Origin of the sequence: Arthrobacter sp. EM1 (assembly GCF_029964055.1) — a bacterium.
Lineage (GTDB): Bacteria > Actinomycetota > Actinomycetes > Actinomycetales > Micrococcaceae > Arthrobacter.
This window is the reverse complement of record NZ_CP124836.1, coordinates 1,277,344-1,291,035: the sequence shown is the minus strand read 5'-3', so window position 1 is coordinate 1,291,035 and position 13,692 is coordinate 1,277,344. Positions and strand designations below refer to the sequence as shown.

At 64.5% G+C, this 13,692-nt stretch carries 14 protein-coding genes and 1 riboswitch; of the genes, 10 read left to right on the top strand and 4 right to left on the bottom strand.

Annotation, left to right across the window (positions count from 1 at the left end; genetic code table 11):
- Positions 1-107: 107 nt before the first annotated feature.
- The 3 genes from QI450_RS05780 to QI450_RS05770 all read left to right on the top strand — a co-directional run bounded on the left by QI450_RS05780 (position 108) and on the right by QI450_RS05770 (position 2,211).
- Positions 108-1,010 carry a potassium channel family protein gene (locus QI450_RS05780; protein WP_226775908.1) on the top strand — a complete coding sequence of 301 codons (903 nt, stop codon included), beginning with the start codon at positions 108-110 and terminating at the stop codon, positions 1,008-1,010.
- 80 nt (positions 1,011-1,090) lie between these two features.
- Positions 1,091-1,663, top strand: coding sequence for a multicopper oxidase domain-containing protein (locus QI450_RS05775; RefSeq protein ID WP_226775909.1), 573 nt, complete (start codon positions 1,091-1,093; stop codon positions 1,661-1,663).
- A 56-nt stretch (positions 1,664-1,719) separates the two neighbouring features.
- Positions 1,720-2,211: a multicopper oxidase domain-containing protein gene (locus tag QI450_RS05770; RefSeq protein WP_226775910.1), complete on the top strand. Its 492-nt coding sequence runs from the start codon at positions 1,720-1,722 to the stop codon at positions 2,209-2,211.
- Between the two features lie 206 nt (positions 2,212-2,417).
- Here QI450_RS05770 and QI450_RS05765 read toward each other — a convergent pair whose 3' ends face one another.
- Both QI450_RS05765 and QI450_RS05760 read right to left on the bottom strand, forming a co-directional pair.
- On the bottom strand, positions 2,418-3,743 hold the full coding sequence (locus QI450_RS05765) for an APC family permease (RefSeq protein WP_226775911.1): 1,326 nt from the start codon (positions 3,741-3,743) through the stop codon (positions 2,418-2,420).
- Between the two features lie 725 nt (positions 3,744-4,468).
- On the bottom strand, positions 4,469-4,912 hold the full coding sequence (locus tag QI450_RS05760) for a hypothetical protein (RefSeq protein ID WP_226775912.1): 444 nt from the start codon (positions 4,910-4,912) through the stop codon (positions 4,469-4,471).
- 320 nt (positions 4,913-5,232) lie between these two features.
- On the opposite strand from QI450_RS05760, the gene QI450_RS05755 reads away from it, so the two are divergent.
- Genes QI450_RS05755 through QI450_RS05745 form a run of 3 tightly spaced genes read left to right on the top strand, consistent with a single transcriptional unit; the run spans position 5,233 to position 8,125 of the window.
- Positions 5,233-5,556: a metal-sensitive transcriptional regulator gene (locus QI450_RS05755; RefSeq protein ID WP_282468122.1), complete on the top strand. Its 324-nt coding sequence runs from the start codon at positions 5,233-5,235 to the stop codon at positions 5,554-5,556.
- A 20-nt stretch (positions 5,557-5,576) separates the two neighbouring features.
- Positions 5,577-5,804 carry a heavy-metal-associated domain-containing protein gene (locus QI450_RS05750; protein ID WP_226775913.1) on the top strand — a complete coding sequence of 76 codons (228 nt, stop codon included), beginning with the start codon at positions 5,577-5,579 and terminating at the stop codon, positions 5,802-5,804.
- 2 nt (positions 5,805-5,806) lie between these two features.
- Positions 5,807-8,125 (top strand): heavy metal translocating P-type ATPase, encoded by a 2,319-nt coding sequence (locus tag QI450_RS05745; RefSeq protein ID WP_226775914.1) that lies wholly within the window; start codon positions 5,807-5,809, stop codon positions 8,123-8,125.
- A 148-nt stretch (positions 8,126-8,273) separates the two neighbouring features.
- Here QI450_RS05745 and QI450_RS18085 read toward each other — a convergent pair whose 3' ends face one another.
- Positions 8,274-8,465 (bottom strand): hypothetical protein, encoded by a 192-nt coding sequence (locus QI450_RS18085; protein ID WP_309485706.1) that lies wholly within the window; start codon positions 8,463-8,465, stop codon positions 8,274-8,276.
- Complete coding sequence (locus tag QI450_RS05740; protein ID WP_309485707.1) at positions 8,462-9,034, bottom strand: hypothetical protein; 573 nt, start codon at positions 9,032-9,034, stop codon at positions 8,462-8,464. The genes QI450_RS18085 and QI450_RS05740 overlap by 4 nt, the downstream gene beginning before the upstream one ends.
- Before the next feature lie 3 nt (positions 9,035-9,037).
- Positions 9,038-9,230, bottom strand: a riboswitch (cyclic di-AMP (ydaO/yuaA leader).
- Positions 9,231-9,596: 366 nt separating this feature from the next.
- Between QI450_RS05740 and QI450_RS05735 the strand changes: the two genes are divergently transcribed.
- From QI450_RS05735 to QI450_RS05720, 4 genes are all read left to right on the top strand, one after another.
- On the top strand, positions 9,597-9,914 hold the full coding sequence (locus QI450_RS05735; protein WP_282468121.1) for a heavy metal-associated domain-containing protein: 318 nt from the start codon (positions 9,597-9,599) through the stop codon (positions 9,912-9,914).
- 74 nt (positions 9,915-9,988) lie between these two features.
- Complete coding sequence (locus tag QI450_RS05730; RefSeq protein WP_282468120.1) at positions 9,989-12,118, top strand: copper-translocating P-type ATPase; 2,130 nt, start codon at positions 9,989-9,991, stop codon at positions 12,116-12,118.
- A gap of 77 nt (positions 12,119-12,195) precedes the next feature.
- On the top strand, positions 12,196-12,663 hold the full coding sequence (locus QI450_RS05725; protein WP_226774869.1) for a hypothetical protein: 468 nt from the start codon (positions 12,196-12,198) through the stop codon (positions 12,661-12,663).
- A 140-nt stretch (positions 12,664-12,803) separates the two neighbouring features.
- Positions 12,804-13,691: a F510_1955 family glycosylhydrolase gene (locus QI450_RS05720; protein WP_226774868.1), complete on the top strand. Its 888-nt coding sequence runs from the start codon at positions 12,804-12,806 to the stop codon at positions 13,689-13,691.
- The last annotated feature ends 1 nt before the right edge of the window (position 13,692 follow it).

Sequence of the window (13,692 nt, the reverse complement as noted above, 5' to 3'; positions counted from 1 at the left end):
CGGGCCCGCTTCAGCCGGCAGATTCGACGTTTCTTCAGTGACTTTTTGGTAGCGTCTTAGCCGTCTTCGCCTCACATATTCTCTAACTGAATCAGGAGTTGCAGGCCATGGACTGGATGTTCACCGTTCTCGGGATCGCCCTCATTGTGCTGGGTGCGAACGACGTGTTCCACACCCTTTTGCATCCCAGTGGCCAGGGCCGGGTCAGCCGCCTGTGTATTGATTCGACTTGGCGCGTCGCTCACGCTCTGGGCAGCAGGGCCCTTTCTGTGGCGGGGCCCGTGGCGGTCGTCGCTGTGATTGTGCTTTGGGCGGCTTTGCAGGCGCTGGGTTGGGCTTTGATCTACTTCCCGCATGTTCCAGGGGGATTTGTCTATGCCGCAGGGGTGGACCAGTCCCGCTACGGGAACTTCCTGGAGGCCCTGTATTTTTCCGTGGTTACGCTCAGCACCGTTGGTTTTGGCGACGTGGTCGCTATAGATCCTTGGATCCGGATGGCGTCTCCGCTTGAATCACTCATTGGCTTTGGCCTGCTGACGGCGGCCGTGACGTGGTTCATGCAGATTTATCCGGCCCTCGGGCGCCGTCGGGCGTTGGCTATCCGCCTGACGCTTCTGGCCCGGGCCGGTTACGCCAGAAGCATCGGCGACGCTGACCCGGGCGCCATTGCATGGGCGCTGGAGTCGCTGGCAGTCGACCTTGTTCAGGTCCGGGTCGACCTGTTGCAGACGCCCGAGTCGTATTATTTCCGCGAAGCCACAGCCGTAACATCGCTTGGCGCCTGCATCGCCCAGGCCGTGGCCTTGAGCGAGGAGGCCGGAGGGGCCGTGGGCCCCAGTGTCCGGTTGAGCGGCAGCGTGCTCCGCGAAGCACTCGAAGACCTCGCCGAGCTTCTACGCACCGGCTTCCGGCTCTCCGGGTCCACGCCGGAAGCAATTTTTCGTGCCTATGCGGCCGATCACAACTATGACTACACCTGGCCCGATACCCGCGGCCGTAAGCACCCGTAAAACTGCGCAGCGGGTATGGTAAGTCTACTGATGAACCGGGTCATCAGTCGCCGGCAGGAGAGAAATCTAAGGAGACGAATATGATGATGCACCTGCGTCACCGGGCAGGGATGGCGGGAATGGCCCTAGCGCTTACCGCCGTCCTGACCGGCTGCCAAGCCGCAAGCGCCACCAACAGCCAGCAAAACGAGGAAAACGCCCGACCGGTAGCAGCCACGGTACCGGTCACACCCAGCGTCGACACGGATATGGGCGATCTCCAAAATGGCACGAGGATCTTCCGGCTCACCGCCGTGGAAATCACCCAGCAGATCTCCACGTTCCCCACCAAATCGGTCAAGGTCCTCGCGTGGAAGCAAACCGGGGCAGATGACAGCAAGGCTTCCACCCCCGGCCCGACCCTCGTGTCATATGAGGGCGAGAAAATACAGTTCATCGTCACCAACAACCTTGACCAGCCCACCAGCCTTCATCCTCATGGAACCCATGAACCCAACCAGGCCGATGGCGTCGCCGGCGTCGACTTCACCCCCGTCCGGCCCGGCGCCACCACCGAATACCCCGCCTACGAACCCGGTCACGCAGGAACTTTCGCCTATCACACACACACACCAAAACCGCCGAACAGGAACCACGCGGGCTGGTCGGGCTGATCACTATCCTTCCCAAGCAGGTCCCCGCAAAGAACAACCCGCAAGTAGACCTGGCCATGACCCTGCAACAGTTCAACCCCTCCAACGACGACGGCAAAACCGTCAGCGAAGGCGCCCCGGCGGTACCTAAACCCGACGAGCGCGGTATGTTTCCGTTCAGTACCATTAACGGCAAAACAGGAGACGCCTCCGGCGGTCCGATCAACATCAATCAGGGAGACCTGGTCCGGATCCGCCTCTACAACGCCTCAGGCATGTCCCATTCGATGCATCTCCACGGAATGGACATGACTCTCGTGGACATCAACGGCCACCCAACCAATCCGACACTCGTGACAACCCAGGCAATAGCCCCGGGCGAGTTCTTCACGCTCGAATTCCGGGCCGATAATCCCGGTAACTGGGTGTTCCACTGCAGTTTTCCCGGACACCAAGCCAATGCCGGCGCTTCGGGCTATCAGGGAGCGCCGGTCGGTATGCTCCGGATCTTCCACTACAACGGGGCAGCGCCTGTCCCCCGGCAGTACTTCGCGCCAGCCACCAGCTGAGCGCACAGGAACCATCTACGGTCGGCGGATATGAACGCCCTGATCTGCCTTACCCGGTCGTCGCCGGTTCAAGGGATCGGGCATCGGCTCTGATCCAGGCAGAACACGTGTGTCGCCGACCGTGAGTGCTTCCATCGCAGTGCAGAGTTCCACCATCAGCGCCGGCGAGGTCGGTGGTCGTCCCCGATCGCGCCGGCGCCGATAACTCAGGTGCGGGAGTGTTGCCCGTCTTTGACCTCTTCGTCCTGATCCCTGCGACGGACGGCCCACCATTGTGCACCAAAGATTGCCAGGGACACTGCGGCGGCCACGGCCAGCATGAGCAGATCCTGTCCTGCTTTGACGATAATGAAAGCGGTCATCACCGCAACGTCGAGGACGATCGCTGCCACGGGAACCCACCTCTTTGCGCCGATGTCCTGGTGCAAGCGGCGGATGATGCCAAGGTGGACGGCGATGTCCATGCTGAGATACAACAGCGCACCGAGGGACGCGATCTGGGTGAGGTCAAAGAAGACGGTGACGAGGATCGCCAGTCCGGCCGTGATCAGCAAAGGCTGGTGCTTGATTTTATCGGGGAGCCCGGGCGCCTGCTTCATGTCCTGCAGCATTGCGTAGAGCCTGGACACCGAGTAGATACTGGCCAGAAGACCCGATAACGTCGCCACAACTGCGGGGGCGATCGTCAGCCCCACGCCCCACGCGCCGAACAGTGGCTCGGCGGCCCGTGCCAAAGCGTAGTCCCTGGACTCGATGATCTGCGGGACGCTCAGGCTTCCGACAACAGATACCGTGAGCAGTAGATAAATCACCGTGCAAATGGCGAGTGAAATGATGATGGACCGGCCGATGTTTTTCTTCGGCTCCCTGATGTCACCGCCCTGATTGGTGATTGTGGTGAAACCCTTGTAGGCCAAAATGCACAGCGTTGTGCCTGCCAGGAACCCGATGATGCCCTGCTGCGGCGGTTCACCCGAACCGCCGCTGAGGGTGGTCCCCAGCGAGGACCACCCTGCGGCCAGAAGCCCAGCGATCGCCAGCGCCGCGATGCCGGCGATTTTGGCTACAGCCGTGACGGTAGCGGAGCGCTCCACAAGCGTATTGCCGAAGATATTTACCACAGCGGCCAGAGCTATCGCCGCGACACCCAACGCCGGCACTAAGAACGCCGATCCCTGGAGTCCGAAGGGACGAAGCATGTAGGTGCCGAAGGTCCGTGCCAGCAGACTTTCCGCGACCACCATGGAAACGTACATAAAGAGCGAGAACGACCCTGCAACCACGCCTGGGCCGTAGGCATCCTTGAGCAGCATGGCGATGCCTCCGGAGGATGGATTGGCCCCGGAATACTTCACATACGAGTACGAACTGAAGGCAACGACCACTGCGCCGGCAAGAAACGCCGCGGGAACCAACCCTCCCGCGAGACCGGCAACCTGGCCGACCAAGGCAAAAATCCCGGCCCCGACCATGACCCCCGTCCCAAGCGAGACAGAACCGGCAAGGGACAACTTCGCGGAATCATCGGCCATGACAGCGAGTCTAACTGCTACGCCGAAGCCACTTCCCCGTGACCGGCGCCCAGCGGTTTTTCCTTAGCGGTATGTTTCCCCGTTAAACAAGGGGGTCCGTGCCCGCCGCCCAGATTTGATGTGCAGAGACGGACCGGCGGGCTGGCTGACTCACGGGTCCGGCGCGGCGACCTTTGGTGCGTCCAGATCCGATCGTCGGGCCACCCAGAAGGCGCCCGGAGGCAACACGGAATCCGAAGAACAATTGTCAGCTGCCGGTCGGTCCACCCATTTTTGTGCCACAGGAAGAGGACCAGAAGTATGAAGGCGACGAACAGGGCACCGTGGATCGGACCTAAAACCTGAACGCCGCCCGTCAGGCCCGTCATAGACGTCACGATCGTTGCCGGAATGAGCAGCGGCCATGACGCTGCTTCAGGAACGCACGCAGGAAGGCCACCGGCCGAAGTTGGCGGCCTACGCTGAACGGAGAGCGGAGGAACCTCTCAATCGTCGGCAACGAGACGTCGCCTGCTACTACGTCCGCCCGCTCGGGGCGGGCAGGCCCGCAGCCGGCGAAGCCCCGGTCAAATAGCGGTTGACCGGGGCTCCGATCCATTATGCCTTGCTGAACCTTCGAGTCGGCTCGGAATGCGGCGACAGGACGACCTGCTCCGGCTCCGATGGCCATCCCGGTGGTCCGGTGAGCATGGCGGCGAAGGCAACCGGGAGATTCGCGGTCCCCATCAACCGTTTTGACGTCTCCGGTTCCACCTAGTTATCACGGCCGTGAGCATTCCGGCGAGCATGACCAGAAGCGCCCCGGCCCCCAGGTTGATGGCCAGGGACGCGTTTTCGACGGGTCCAGACGCCTCGTTTGCCGCCGCGTCCATCAACCACCAATACCATGCAGTTGTCGTCGTCCACAGGGTCCCGGCGGCTGCGACGAGCCAAGTCAAGCGGGAGAACCAGGGTTTACCTGCCTGATACGAGAGCGCCATGGCCAGCAAGGTGATTCCGGCGGAGGCGAGAATCAGTCCGCCAAAGTAGTACCGTCCTGCAAGAACACCAGCGAGGATGCCGAGGCTTCCGATGAGGATCAGGCGCCGGGCGCCGAGCGGCATCCGTGCGCGGTCAACAGCGTTGGCTGCGGCGCACTGGGGGCCGCCCGTTGTGGAGTCGTCGGTCATTATGTTCTGTGATCCTCTGAAATGGTGTTTTCTGGCCAGGGGCCGGGTTTTGAATGGCAGAACGGGGGTACCGGCATCCAAACAGTACAGACAAGGGGCCGTCCCTCGCGTATTGGAGTCCACGGCAATGTGCACACCCCTGCCTGCACCCGGTGGAAGGCCTATGACTCTGCCCGTCCGCGGGGAAGGTGGGTCATTTAGATTGAAGCATTCCGCGCACCCAAGCCCGACCAGGTATGGCCGAGGGTACCTAAGCACCCTTGGTATATATACCCCGTGGGGGTATATATTGGTTTTATGCGCGTTGCGAAGGAGCTGTTGTGAACCACACCGTCGAAGAAGCCGCTGTTGCGGAGGCTGCCCCGCCTCACGGGTATACCGCGGACAAGGATGCGTACTTGCGGCGGCTCAAGCGCATTGAGGGCCAAGTGCGCGGAATTGCCCGCATGGTTGATGAAGACTCGTACTGCATCGATATCCTGACCCAGGTCGCGGCCGTCAATAAGGCCCTACACGCGGTCAGCATCGGGCTGCTCGCGGAGCATATCGGTCATTGCGTCGTCAGTGCCGCGGCCGAATCGGCAGAAGCCGGGGACGCGAAAGTCAAAGAAGCATCGGACGCCATCGCCCGTCTGCTGCGCTAGGAACGAAGGAGAAAAGCATCATGAGCGTCACGACTACCGTCAATATTTCCGGGATGGACTGCAGCCACTGCGTCGTCTCCGTCACCGAGGAACTCCACGAACTGGATGGGGTCCAGGAGGTCACCGTGGAGCTGAACAAGGACGGCATCTCCGTAGCCACCATCACCTCGGCGGGCGAGCTCGATTCGAAGCAAATCAGCGAAGCCGTCGCAGAAGCCGGCTACGCTGTCGCGGCCGCGGGAGTCTGAGGATGGACTCCGGCACCTTGACCAGTACACGCATCATTGAACTGGACATCCAGGGGATGACCTGCGCTTCGTGTGTTGCCCGGGTGGAACGAAAACTCGGAAAAATCGACGGAGTCCAGGCCAGCGTCAACCTGCCCCTTGAATCCGCCCAGGTCACTGCGCCGGAGGCCATCACCGACCAGCAGATCCTCGACACCATCACGGCGACCGGATACACGGCCCGGCTCAAGTCCGCACCCGCCGCCCGCGCCAATGGAGTGGAAGAGGATAGGGTCCGGACGGCGCCGGAACCATCCCACGACACGCCCGCCGCTTCGGCGGTACTGCGCCCGCGGCTGCTGCTTGCCGCCGTTCTCAGTCTGCCGGTGGTCATCATTTCCATGATCCCCGCCGCCCAATTTCCGCACTGGGGCTGGTGGGCTTTCGCGCTCAGCCTGCCTGTGGTCACCTGGGCGGCATGGCCCTTCCACCGCGCCGCCGCCATCAACGCCAGGCACCTGGCCTCAACGATGGACACACTGGTCTCCATCGGCGTCGGGGCAGCTTTCCTGTTCTCCAGCTGGCAGCTGATCGACGACCCGTCACTGACGGAACACACCGGCATGGAGATGAGCACCCATACGCTGTACTTCGAAGTCGCCGCCGTCGTCACGACATTCCTGCTGCTGGGAAGGTACCTTGAAGCCAACGCCAAGCAGCGCGCGGGAAACGCCTTGAAGGCACTATTGACTCTCGGGGCCAAGGAAGCCACCGTGCTCCGCGACGGCGTCGAGTCCCTGATACCCGCCGACCGTCTTCAGCCAGGAGATGTCTTCCTCGTCCACCCGGGCGAGAAGATTGCGACCGACGGGTTTGTCGTCGACGGTCACAGCGCGGTCGACACATCGCTCATCACCGGAGAGTCGCTCCCGGTCGAGGTCGGCGTCGACGACACAGTGACCGGGGCGACGATCAACGCCAACGGCCGGCTGCTGGTGAAGGCGACCCGTGTCGGCAGCGACACAACGCTGGCCCAGATGGGCCGGCTGGTCAGCCAGGCCCAAAACGGCAAGGCCCCGATTGCCCGCCTGGCGGACCGGATCAGTGCAGTCTTCGTTCCGATCGTCCTCGCCATCGCCGCGGCCACGTTCACCGTGTGGATGCTCTTCGGAGGCGACCCGCAGGCCGCCTTCACGGCCGCCGTCGCGGTCCTGGTCATCGCCTGCCCCTGCGCGCTCGGCCTGGCGACACCGACGGCACTGCTGACCGGAACGGGCCGCGGCGCCCAGCTGGGCATCCTCATCAAGGGCCCGCAGGTTCTCGAAGACACCCGGACCGTGGACACCATCGTGCTGGACAAAACCGGCACCGTGACAACCGGACAGCTCTCCGTCGCGGGAATCCACAGCTTCTCCGGTGCCAGCCGGGAAGAAATCCTGGCCTTGGCCGGCGCCGTTGAAGCCGCCAGCGAGCATCCCATCGCGCGTGCCATCGTTCGCGCGGCCAAGGGCGAAGGGCCGCTGGTGCCAGTCACCGACTTTGAGAGCGCTCCCGGCGGAGGCGTGCGGGGAATGGTGGACGGCCGTCGGGTGGTCGCCGGGAGGGCCGGGTGGCTTCAGGAAAACGGGATCATCCCGGCGGACCACCATCAAACCGCCCTGCAGGCCCAGGAGGGAACCGGCGCCACCGTCATCTGGGTCGGCGTCGACGGGCAGGCCGCGGGAATCATGAGCCTCACCGACACGGTCAAGAACGGCTCCCCGGCAGCCATTGCCCGACTCAAAGCCCTGGGGCTCCGGCCCATCCTGCTGACCGGCGACAATGCCGCAGTCGCAGCGATCGTTGCCGACGAGGTGGGAATCCCGGCCCAGGATGTCATGGCCAACGTCTTGCCGGAAGAAAAGGTAGACGCGGTTCGGAAGCTTCAGGCGTCCGGGGCCACCGTCGCCATGGCAGGGGACGGCGTCAACGACGCCGCGGCCCTGGCACAAGCTGACCTGGGCATTGCCATGGGAAGTGGAACAGACGTCGCGATCGCCGCAGCGGACCTGACCGTCATGGGCAACGACCTTGGCCAGGTGGCCCAGGCAATTGAGCTGTCCCGCAGGACGCTGGCCACCATCAAGACCAACCTGTTCTGGGCGTTCTTCTACAACGCCATCGGGATCCCGGTTGCCGCATTGGGGTTGCTGAATCCGATGATCGCCGGCGCCGCGATGGCTGCCAGTTCGGTCCTGGTCGTCAGTAACTCGCTGCGCCTTCGCCGCTTCGCCGGGACGACGGTTCAGGATTCCTCCCCACACCATCGGGCTGCGCTGCCGGTTCTCGCCCGGCAGGCCTGACCAACCGGCACCGGATGTCAGAACCCGACACCTCGTTGATAGGCGGTAGCGCCCGTTCCGGGCTGCTGGCATTCAGGGGGAACTCGCCAAGGGCCGGCGATCCGCTGCCACCAAAGGCAGCAATTCACCGGCCCTTGACGGGTGTGCGCTAGGCGCCCGCGCGGACGAACGTGACGGGACCGGTGGCGGTCAGCCACGACAGCGGATGCACAACGGTTTGGTTCTTGCTGTTCATGCCGAAGCTAAGAACCTGGCCGTTACCGACGTACATGCCGATGTGGCCCGGCTTGATGACCACGTCGCCCGGCTGCGCGTCAGCGACTGCCTTTCCGTAGCTCATGGACTGCATCGGGCCAGGTCCCCGACAGGGATACCCGCAGCCCCCAGGGCCTTTTCTACCAGGGCTGTGCAGTCCTGGACCAGGCTAAGTTGGACGTAAGCGGCGGAAACCATCGCGGCGTTGACCCCTCCTGCCGCCGGAGCGGAAAGAGGTGCGGTCGCGGCCTGGGGCTGGACAGTGATGGTGGCCTGCCCCGGAGCCTGGGCGGCTTCGGCGGCAGGAGCCGGCGCTTGGACAGCAGGCTTGGGCGCCTCAATGACCGGGGCGGAGGCGGTGGTGACGGCGGGGCCTTCAAAGGAAATCCGGACGCTGGAGTCCGCGCTGAGCTGAGCCGGCGCCTGGTTGGACACCTCAAGGTTCGAGACAGGGGCCGAGTCCCGCTGCGCCGGGGCGTCGGCAGCCTGGGCGGCGATCCCGCTGGTCAGAACAAGTCCCGACGCGGCGGCGATGACGGCGGCCTGCCGGCCCACCCCGCCGGCGTTGCCGGTAGCGGTCCTGGAGATTGTCGCAAGGGTGCTGGTCTTGGCGGTCACAGCGCGGTGGCGGCCCGGATTTTTGCGTGCGGACATGAAGTAGCCTCTCCCCATGCCTGCGGGGTGAGGTGTCGGATTCGGATGGGAGACACCCGGCCGCGACCTGCATAAGTGCAGGGGCGCGGCTTCACCCCAAGGCCTGAGAACAGGCCAACATGTGGTTTCCTCGTCTCTGCCGGACGATTTCTGCGAACGGATCCCGGGCAGCGGCAGAGTTAGGCAATCGGCCAGGGAGTCCCTTTCTCGGAGAAAACCGGCACGAATTCGACGGTACGGTAATACTAAGGGGATGTCACATTCAGGTAACGAATGCTGCCGCATGGGTTCGACGGGCGGCCCCGCCATGATCCGCGGTGAGCGGGCGCCCCTATGGCGACAGCGCAGGGCGGCGGGACCCGGCAGGTGCCGCGTGCGGGAGGCTCCCCCCGTTCCTGAGTCCGTCAGAGGCATCCCGGGCACTTTGTAAAATATACCCCTTGGGGGTATATTTGACCTGTTGTCAGTGAAGTGGTTTGTCCAGGCCCGAGGAATTGCCGGCCGTTACAGCCGTTCAACCCCAGCATCCTCGTTACGGCTCTTTGCAAAGGAACGAACTGACATGTGCGGAACTAACAACCGGACCGAACTTCCCCTTGCCGCTCCGGAACCGTCCGGCTGCAGCTGCTGCTCACCCGGCGCCCGGACGCAGACACAGACCCCGGCTGAGGGCTTCGAATACCTGGTCGAAGGACTTACCTGCGGACACTGCGTTCAAACGGTAGAACAGGCAGTCAGTGCCGTGGCCGGGGTCGAGTCGGCGATCGTGGAGCTCGTCGTCGGAGGAGAGTCCCGCCTCACCGTGGCCGGTGCGGCGGACGTCTCCGCGGTTCGCAACGCAGTGACCGGCGCCGGCTACAGCCTTACCGCCGGCGAGTAGTCCAGCCGTTCTCCGATACAGACAAGCCGTCGGCCCTGGCCGCCACCAGAGATAATTCCTGAGGAGCGCACCAAATGGACCACGACCACCACAACGGACCTTCCGCCCGGCAGGACGAGCCAGGCGCTCCCCGCAGCGGGGCGGCCGTGGCGCATGCACCTGATGCCCACGCCGTCCATTCCCAAGGCATGGATGATGAGCACATGGTGCACACCCAGGGCCAACACGCCGGACACAGCGTCGCGATGTTCAAGAACAGGTTCTGGCTGACGCTGGCCATGTCCGTGCCTGTCGTGTTCTTCAGCCCCATGTTCGGCGGGCTGCTGGGCTATACACCCCCGGTTTTCCTGGGCTCGGCCTGGATCCCGCCGGCGCTGGGCACCGTGATCTTCTTCTACGGCGGGCAGCCCTTCCTCAAAGGTGGCCTGGAGGAACTGAAGAGCCGAAAACCGGCCATGATGCTGCTGATCGCCATGGCGATCAGCGTCGCATTCATCGCCTCCTGGATCACCAGCCTCGGGATCGGCGGGTTCGACCTGGACTTCTGGTGGGAGCTGGCCCTGTTGGTGGCGATCATGCTGCTGGGGCACTGGATCGAGATGCGCGCCCTCGGCTCCGCACGGGGTGCCCTGGACGCTCTTGCGGCTCTGTTGCCCGACGAGGCAGACAGGATTACCGCTGAGGGCACCGAAACCATCAAAGTCAGCGAGCTTGCGGCGGGGGACACCGTCCTGGTCCGCTCCGGAGCCCGAATGCCGGCCGACGGCACCATTGTTGACGGCCAGGCAGAGTTCGACGAATCGATGATCACCGGGGAATCCAGGACCGTCCTCCGCTCATCCGGGGATAAGGTCATCGCCGGAACCATCGCCACAGACAACACCGTCCGCGTGCAGGTCACCGCTGTCGGGGACGACACCGCCCTGGCCGGAATCCAGCGCCTCGTCGCCGAGGCGCAGGCCTCCTCCTCCAAAGCCCAGGCCCTCGCCGACCGGGCCGCCGGTTTCCTGTTCTACTTCGCCGCCGGCGCCGGGGTCCTCACGTTCATCGTCTGGTCACTGCTGGGCAGCGTCCCCGACGCCGTGACCCGCACCGTCACCGTCCTCGTAATCGCCTGCCCCCATGCCCTTGGCCTGGCCATCCCCTTGGTCATCGCCATCTCCACCGAGCAGGCGGCACGGGCCGGTGTCCTGATCAAGAACCGGATGGCACTGGAGCGCATGCGCACCATCGACGTTGTGCTCTTCGACAAGACCGGGACCCTCACCAAGGGCGAACCGGCACTCAAAGACGTCGCGACCGCCCAAGGCGTGGACCGGAACGATCTCCTGGCACTGGCAGCAGCCGTGGAAGCAGACAGTGAGCACCCGGTGGCACGGGCCATCGTCCGCGCCGCACGGGAGCAGAACCTGACGATTCCAGCGGCGTCCGGATTTTCGTCCATGACCGGCCGCGGTGTCCGCGCCACGGTCGACGGCAGGACCATCCACGTCGGCGGCCCGGCACTGCTCCGTGACCTCGAAGCCCACGAACCGAAATCATTGGCCGCCGCCACCGGGGCGTGGATGGACCGAGGCGCAGCCGTCCTGCACATCATTGACGGGCAAAGGATCCTCGGGGCCGTGAGCCTCGAGGACGCCGTCCGCACCGAATCCCGCCAGGCCGTCAAAGCCCTGCAGGACCGCGGCATCAAGGTCGCTATGATCACCGGCGACGCCCAACAGGTCGCATCCGCCGTCGCCGAAGAACTCAATATCGAAGAGGTGTTCGCCGAAGTCCTCCCGGCAGACAAAGACAAGAAAGTCGCCGAACTGCAGGCCCGCGGACTCAAAGTCGCCATGGTCGGCGACGGCGTCAACGACTCCCCCGCGCTGGCCCGGGCCGAAGTGGGCATCGCAATCGGCACCGGCACCGACGTCGCGATGGAATCCGCCGGCGTCGTCCTAGCCGGCAACGACCCCCGCGCCGTCCTGTCCATGCTGGACCTCTCACGGGCAAGCTACCGGAAAATGTGGCAGAACCTCATCTGGGCCACCGGCTACAACATCATCTCCGTCCCGCTCGCCGCCGGCGTACTCGCCTTCGCCGGAGTCGTCCTCTCCCCTGCCACGGGAGCCGTACTGATGTCCATCTCCACAGTGGTCGTAGCCCTGAACGCGCAGCTGCTGCGCCGGCTAAAACTCAACCCCGCCCAGATCCGTTAGTCCAGATCCGTTAATCCCGGCGGCCGCCGGGCCGGTACCCTTAAGCGAAACATGATCCGCTGGAAAGGAGGAACACCATGGCTACAGCTTTGAGCGGTCGCGCCGCGGCCTTCCTCCGCCGTGCGTGCCTGCTGGCAGGAATGCTGGCGGTCATCGCCGGGATTCTCGGCATGCACATCATGATCGGCACTCATGTCATGCCAGCGCCTTCCGCCGTCCCGGGTACGACAATGGCCATGGCCGCGCAGACTTCTGCCGCTGTCGCTCCCGTACCGGTTGGTGCCGCGGCCCAGGACACCCCGGCCTTCCAGGACGCGGCGTTCATATCGGGGCCTCCGTGTGCGGACGCGGGCGCCTGCGCGATGATGTCCGCCATGGATGCGGCGTGTATTTCTTTCCCGGGCAACCCGCCGCTGGCGGCCCCGGTACCGGGGACCAACCCGTTCGCGGCGACCGTCCCGGCCGCGTGGAGTGACGGTTTTGCCACCTACCCATACCTGCCCGGAAGTCCTTCCCCGGACCAACTCTCCATCAGCCGGACGTAGTCGGCTGAGCTGCGCCGTGACCTCACCGGCGCATGAGCCCTCAACCTGACGCGCCCTGCCGGAACTCCGGCCTCATGATGGTGCCCGTCACTAGCCACCGGCCCGTGGGCCGGGTGATGTCTTGAAGGACCCTGATTTCCATGAAAAATATCCTGCCCCTCTCCGCCGCTGCCGTCGCCGCAGCGATTGCTTTGGCCGGCTGCTCCACCGGATCCGGCGGCAGCATGCCCGGCATGACCGCATCTGCCCCGCCCTCCCCTTCCACAAGTGACGCGGCGACGGGTCTGCCGAGTGCCCACGTCCATGGTCTGAGCGTCAACGGCGAAACCGGTCAGGTGCTCCTGGCTACACACGAAGGACTCTACGACGTGTCCAAAAAGCCGGCCGTCAAAATCGGCCCCGCCAACGACCTGATGGGATTCACCGCCGGGATGGACCAGGGCGTGTTCTATGCCTCGGGTCACCCTGGACCGGGCTCGGCCCTCTCGAGCCCGGTGGGCCTGATCAGGACCGGGGATGGCGGCAAAACCTGGGAGCAGCTTTCGCGGCAGGGTGAGTCCGACTTCCATGCGCTCACGACGACCAAGTCGGGGATTGTGGCCTTCGACGGGGCACTGCGCACCAGTACCGACGGGAAAACCTGGAAAACAGTGGACGCCGGTTTCGTGCCGGCCGTCCTGGCCGGGAACCCCTACAGCGATACCGTTCTCGCCACCACCCAGGAGGGCGTGCAGCGCTCGAGTGACGGCGGCGCCACCTGGGTACGGGACAAATCGTCCCCGCTCATCCCGTTCGCCGCCTTCGCCAGCGCCAGGGAAGCCGTCGGTATCGCACCCGACGGGACCGTCTACTATTCCGCGGACGCCGGCGCCACCTGGAAACAGACCGGCAAAATCACCGGCGAGATCCATGCCGTAGCGGCCACCGAAGGCGCGGACGGGAACCCCTGGATTTGGGTTGCCTCGGCCACCGGGCTGATGGTGTCCACCGACGGCGGGGCCACGTTCCGGCCCTCCGACGCGGACTGAA

Bases quoted from the DNA above. Each gene is read 5' to 3' on its own strand.
- QI450_RS05780 (WP_226775908.1), top strand. From the start codon at position 108: ATGGACTGGATGTTCACCGTTCTCGGGATCGCCCTCATTGTGCTGGGT.
- QI450_RS05775 (WP_226775909.1), top strand. From the start codon at position 1,091: ATGATGATGCACCTGCGTCACCGGGCAGGGATGGCGGGAATGGCCCTA.
- QI450_RS05770 (WP_226775910.1), top strand. From the start codon at position 1,720: ATGACCCTGCAACAGTTCAACCCCTCCAACGACGACGGCAAAACCGTC.
- QI450_RS05765 (WP_226775911.1), bottom strand. From the start codon at position 3,743: ATGGCCGATGATTCCGCGAAGTTGTCCCTTGCCGGTTCTGTCTCGCTT.
- QI450_RS05760 (WP_226775912.1), bottom strand. From the start codon at position 4,912: ATGACCGACGACTCCACAACGGGCGGCCCCCAGTGCGCCGCAGCCAAC.
- QI450_RS05750 (WP_226775913.1), top strand. From the start codon at position 5,577: ATGAGCGTCACGACTACCGTCAATATTTCCGGGATGGACTGCAGCCAC.
- QI450_RS05745 (WP_226775914.1), top strand. From the start codon at position 5,807: ATGGACTCCGGCACCTTGACCAGTACACGCATCATTGAACTGGACATC.
- QI450_RS18085 (WP_309485706.1), bottom strand. From the start codon at position 8,465: ATGAGCTACGGAAAGGCAGTCGCTGACGCGCAGCCGGGCGACGTGGTC.
- QI450_RS05740 (WP_309485707.1), bottom strand. From the start codon at position 9,034: ATGTCCGCACGCAAAAATCCGGGCCGCCACCGCGCTGTGACCGCCAAG.
- QI450_RS05735 (WP_282468121.1), top strand. From the start codon at position 9,597: ATGTGCGGAACTAACAACCGGACCGAACTTCCCCTTGCCGCTCCGGAA.
- QI450_RS05730 (WP_282468120.1), top strand. From the start codon at position 9,989: ATGGACCACGACCACCACAACGGACCTTCCGCCCGGCAGGACGAGCCA.
- QI450_RS05725 (WP_226774869.1), top strand. From the start codon at position 12,196: ATGGCTACAGCTTTGAGCGGTCGCGCCGCGGCCTTCCTCCGCCGTGCG.
- QI450_RS05720 (WP_226774868.1), top strand. From the start codon at position 12,804: ATGAAAAATATCCTGCCCCTCTCCGCCGCTGCCGTCGCCGCAGCGATT.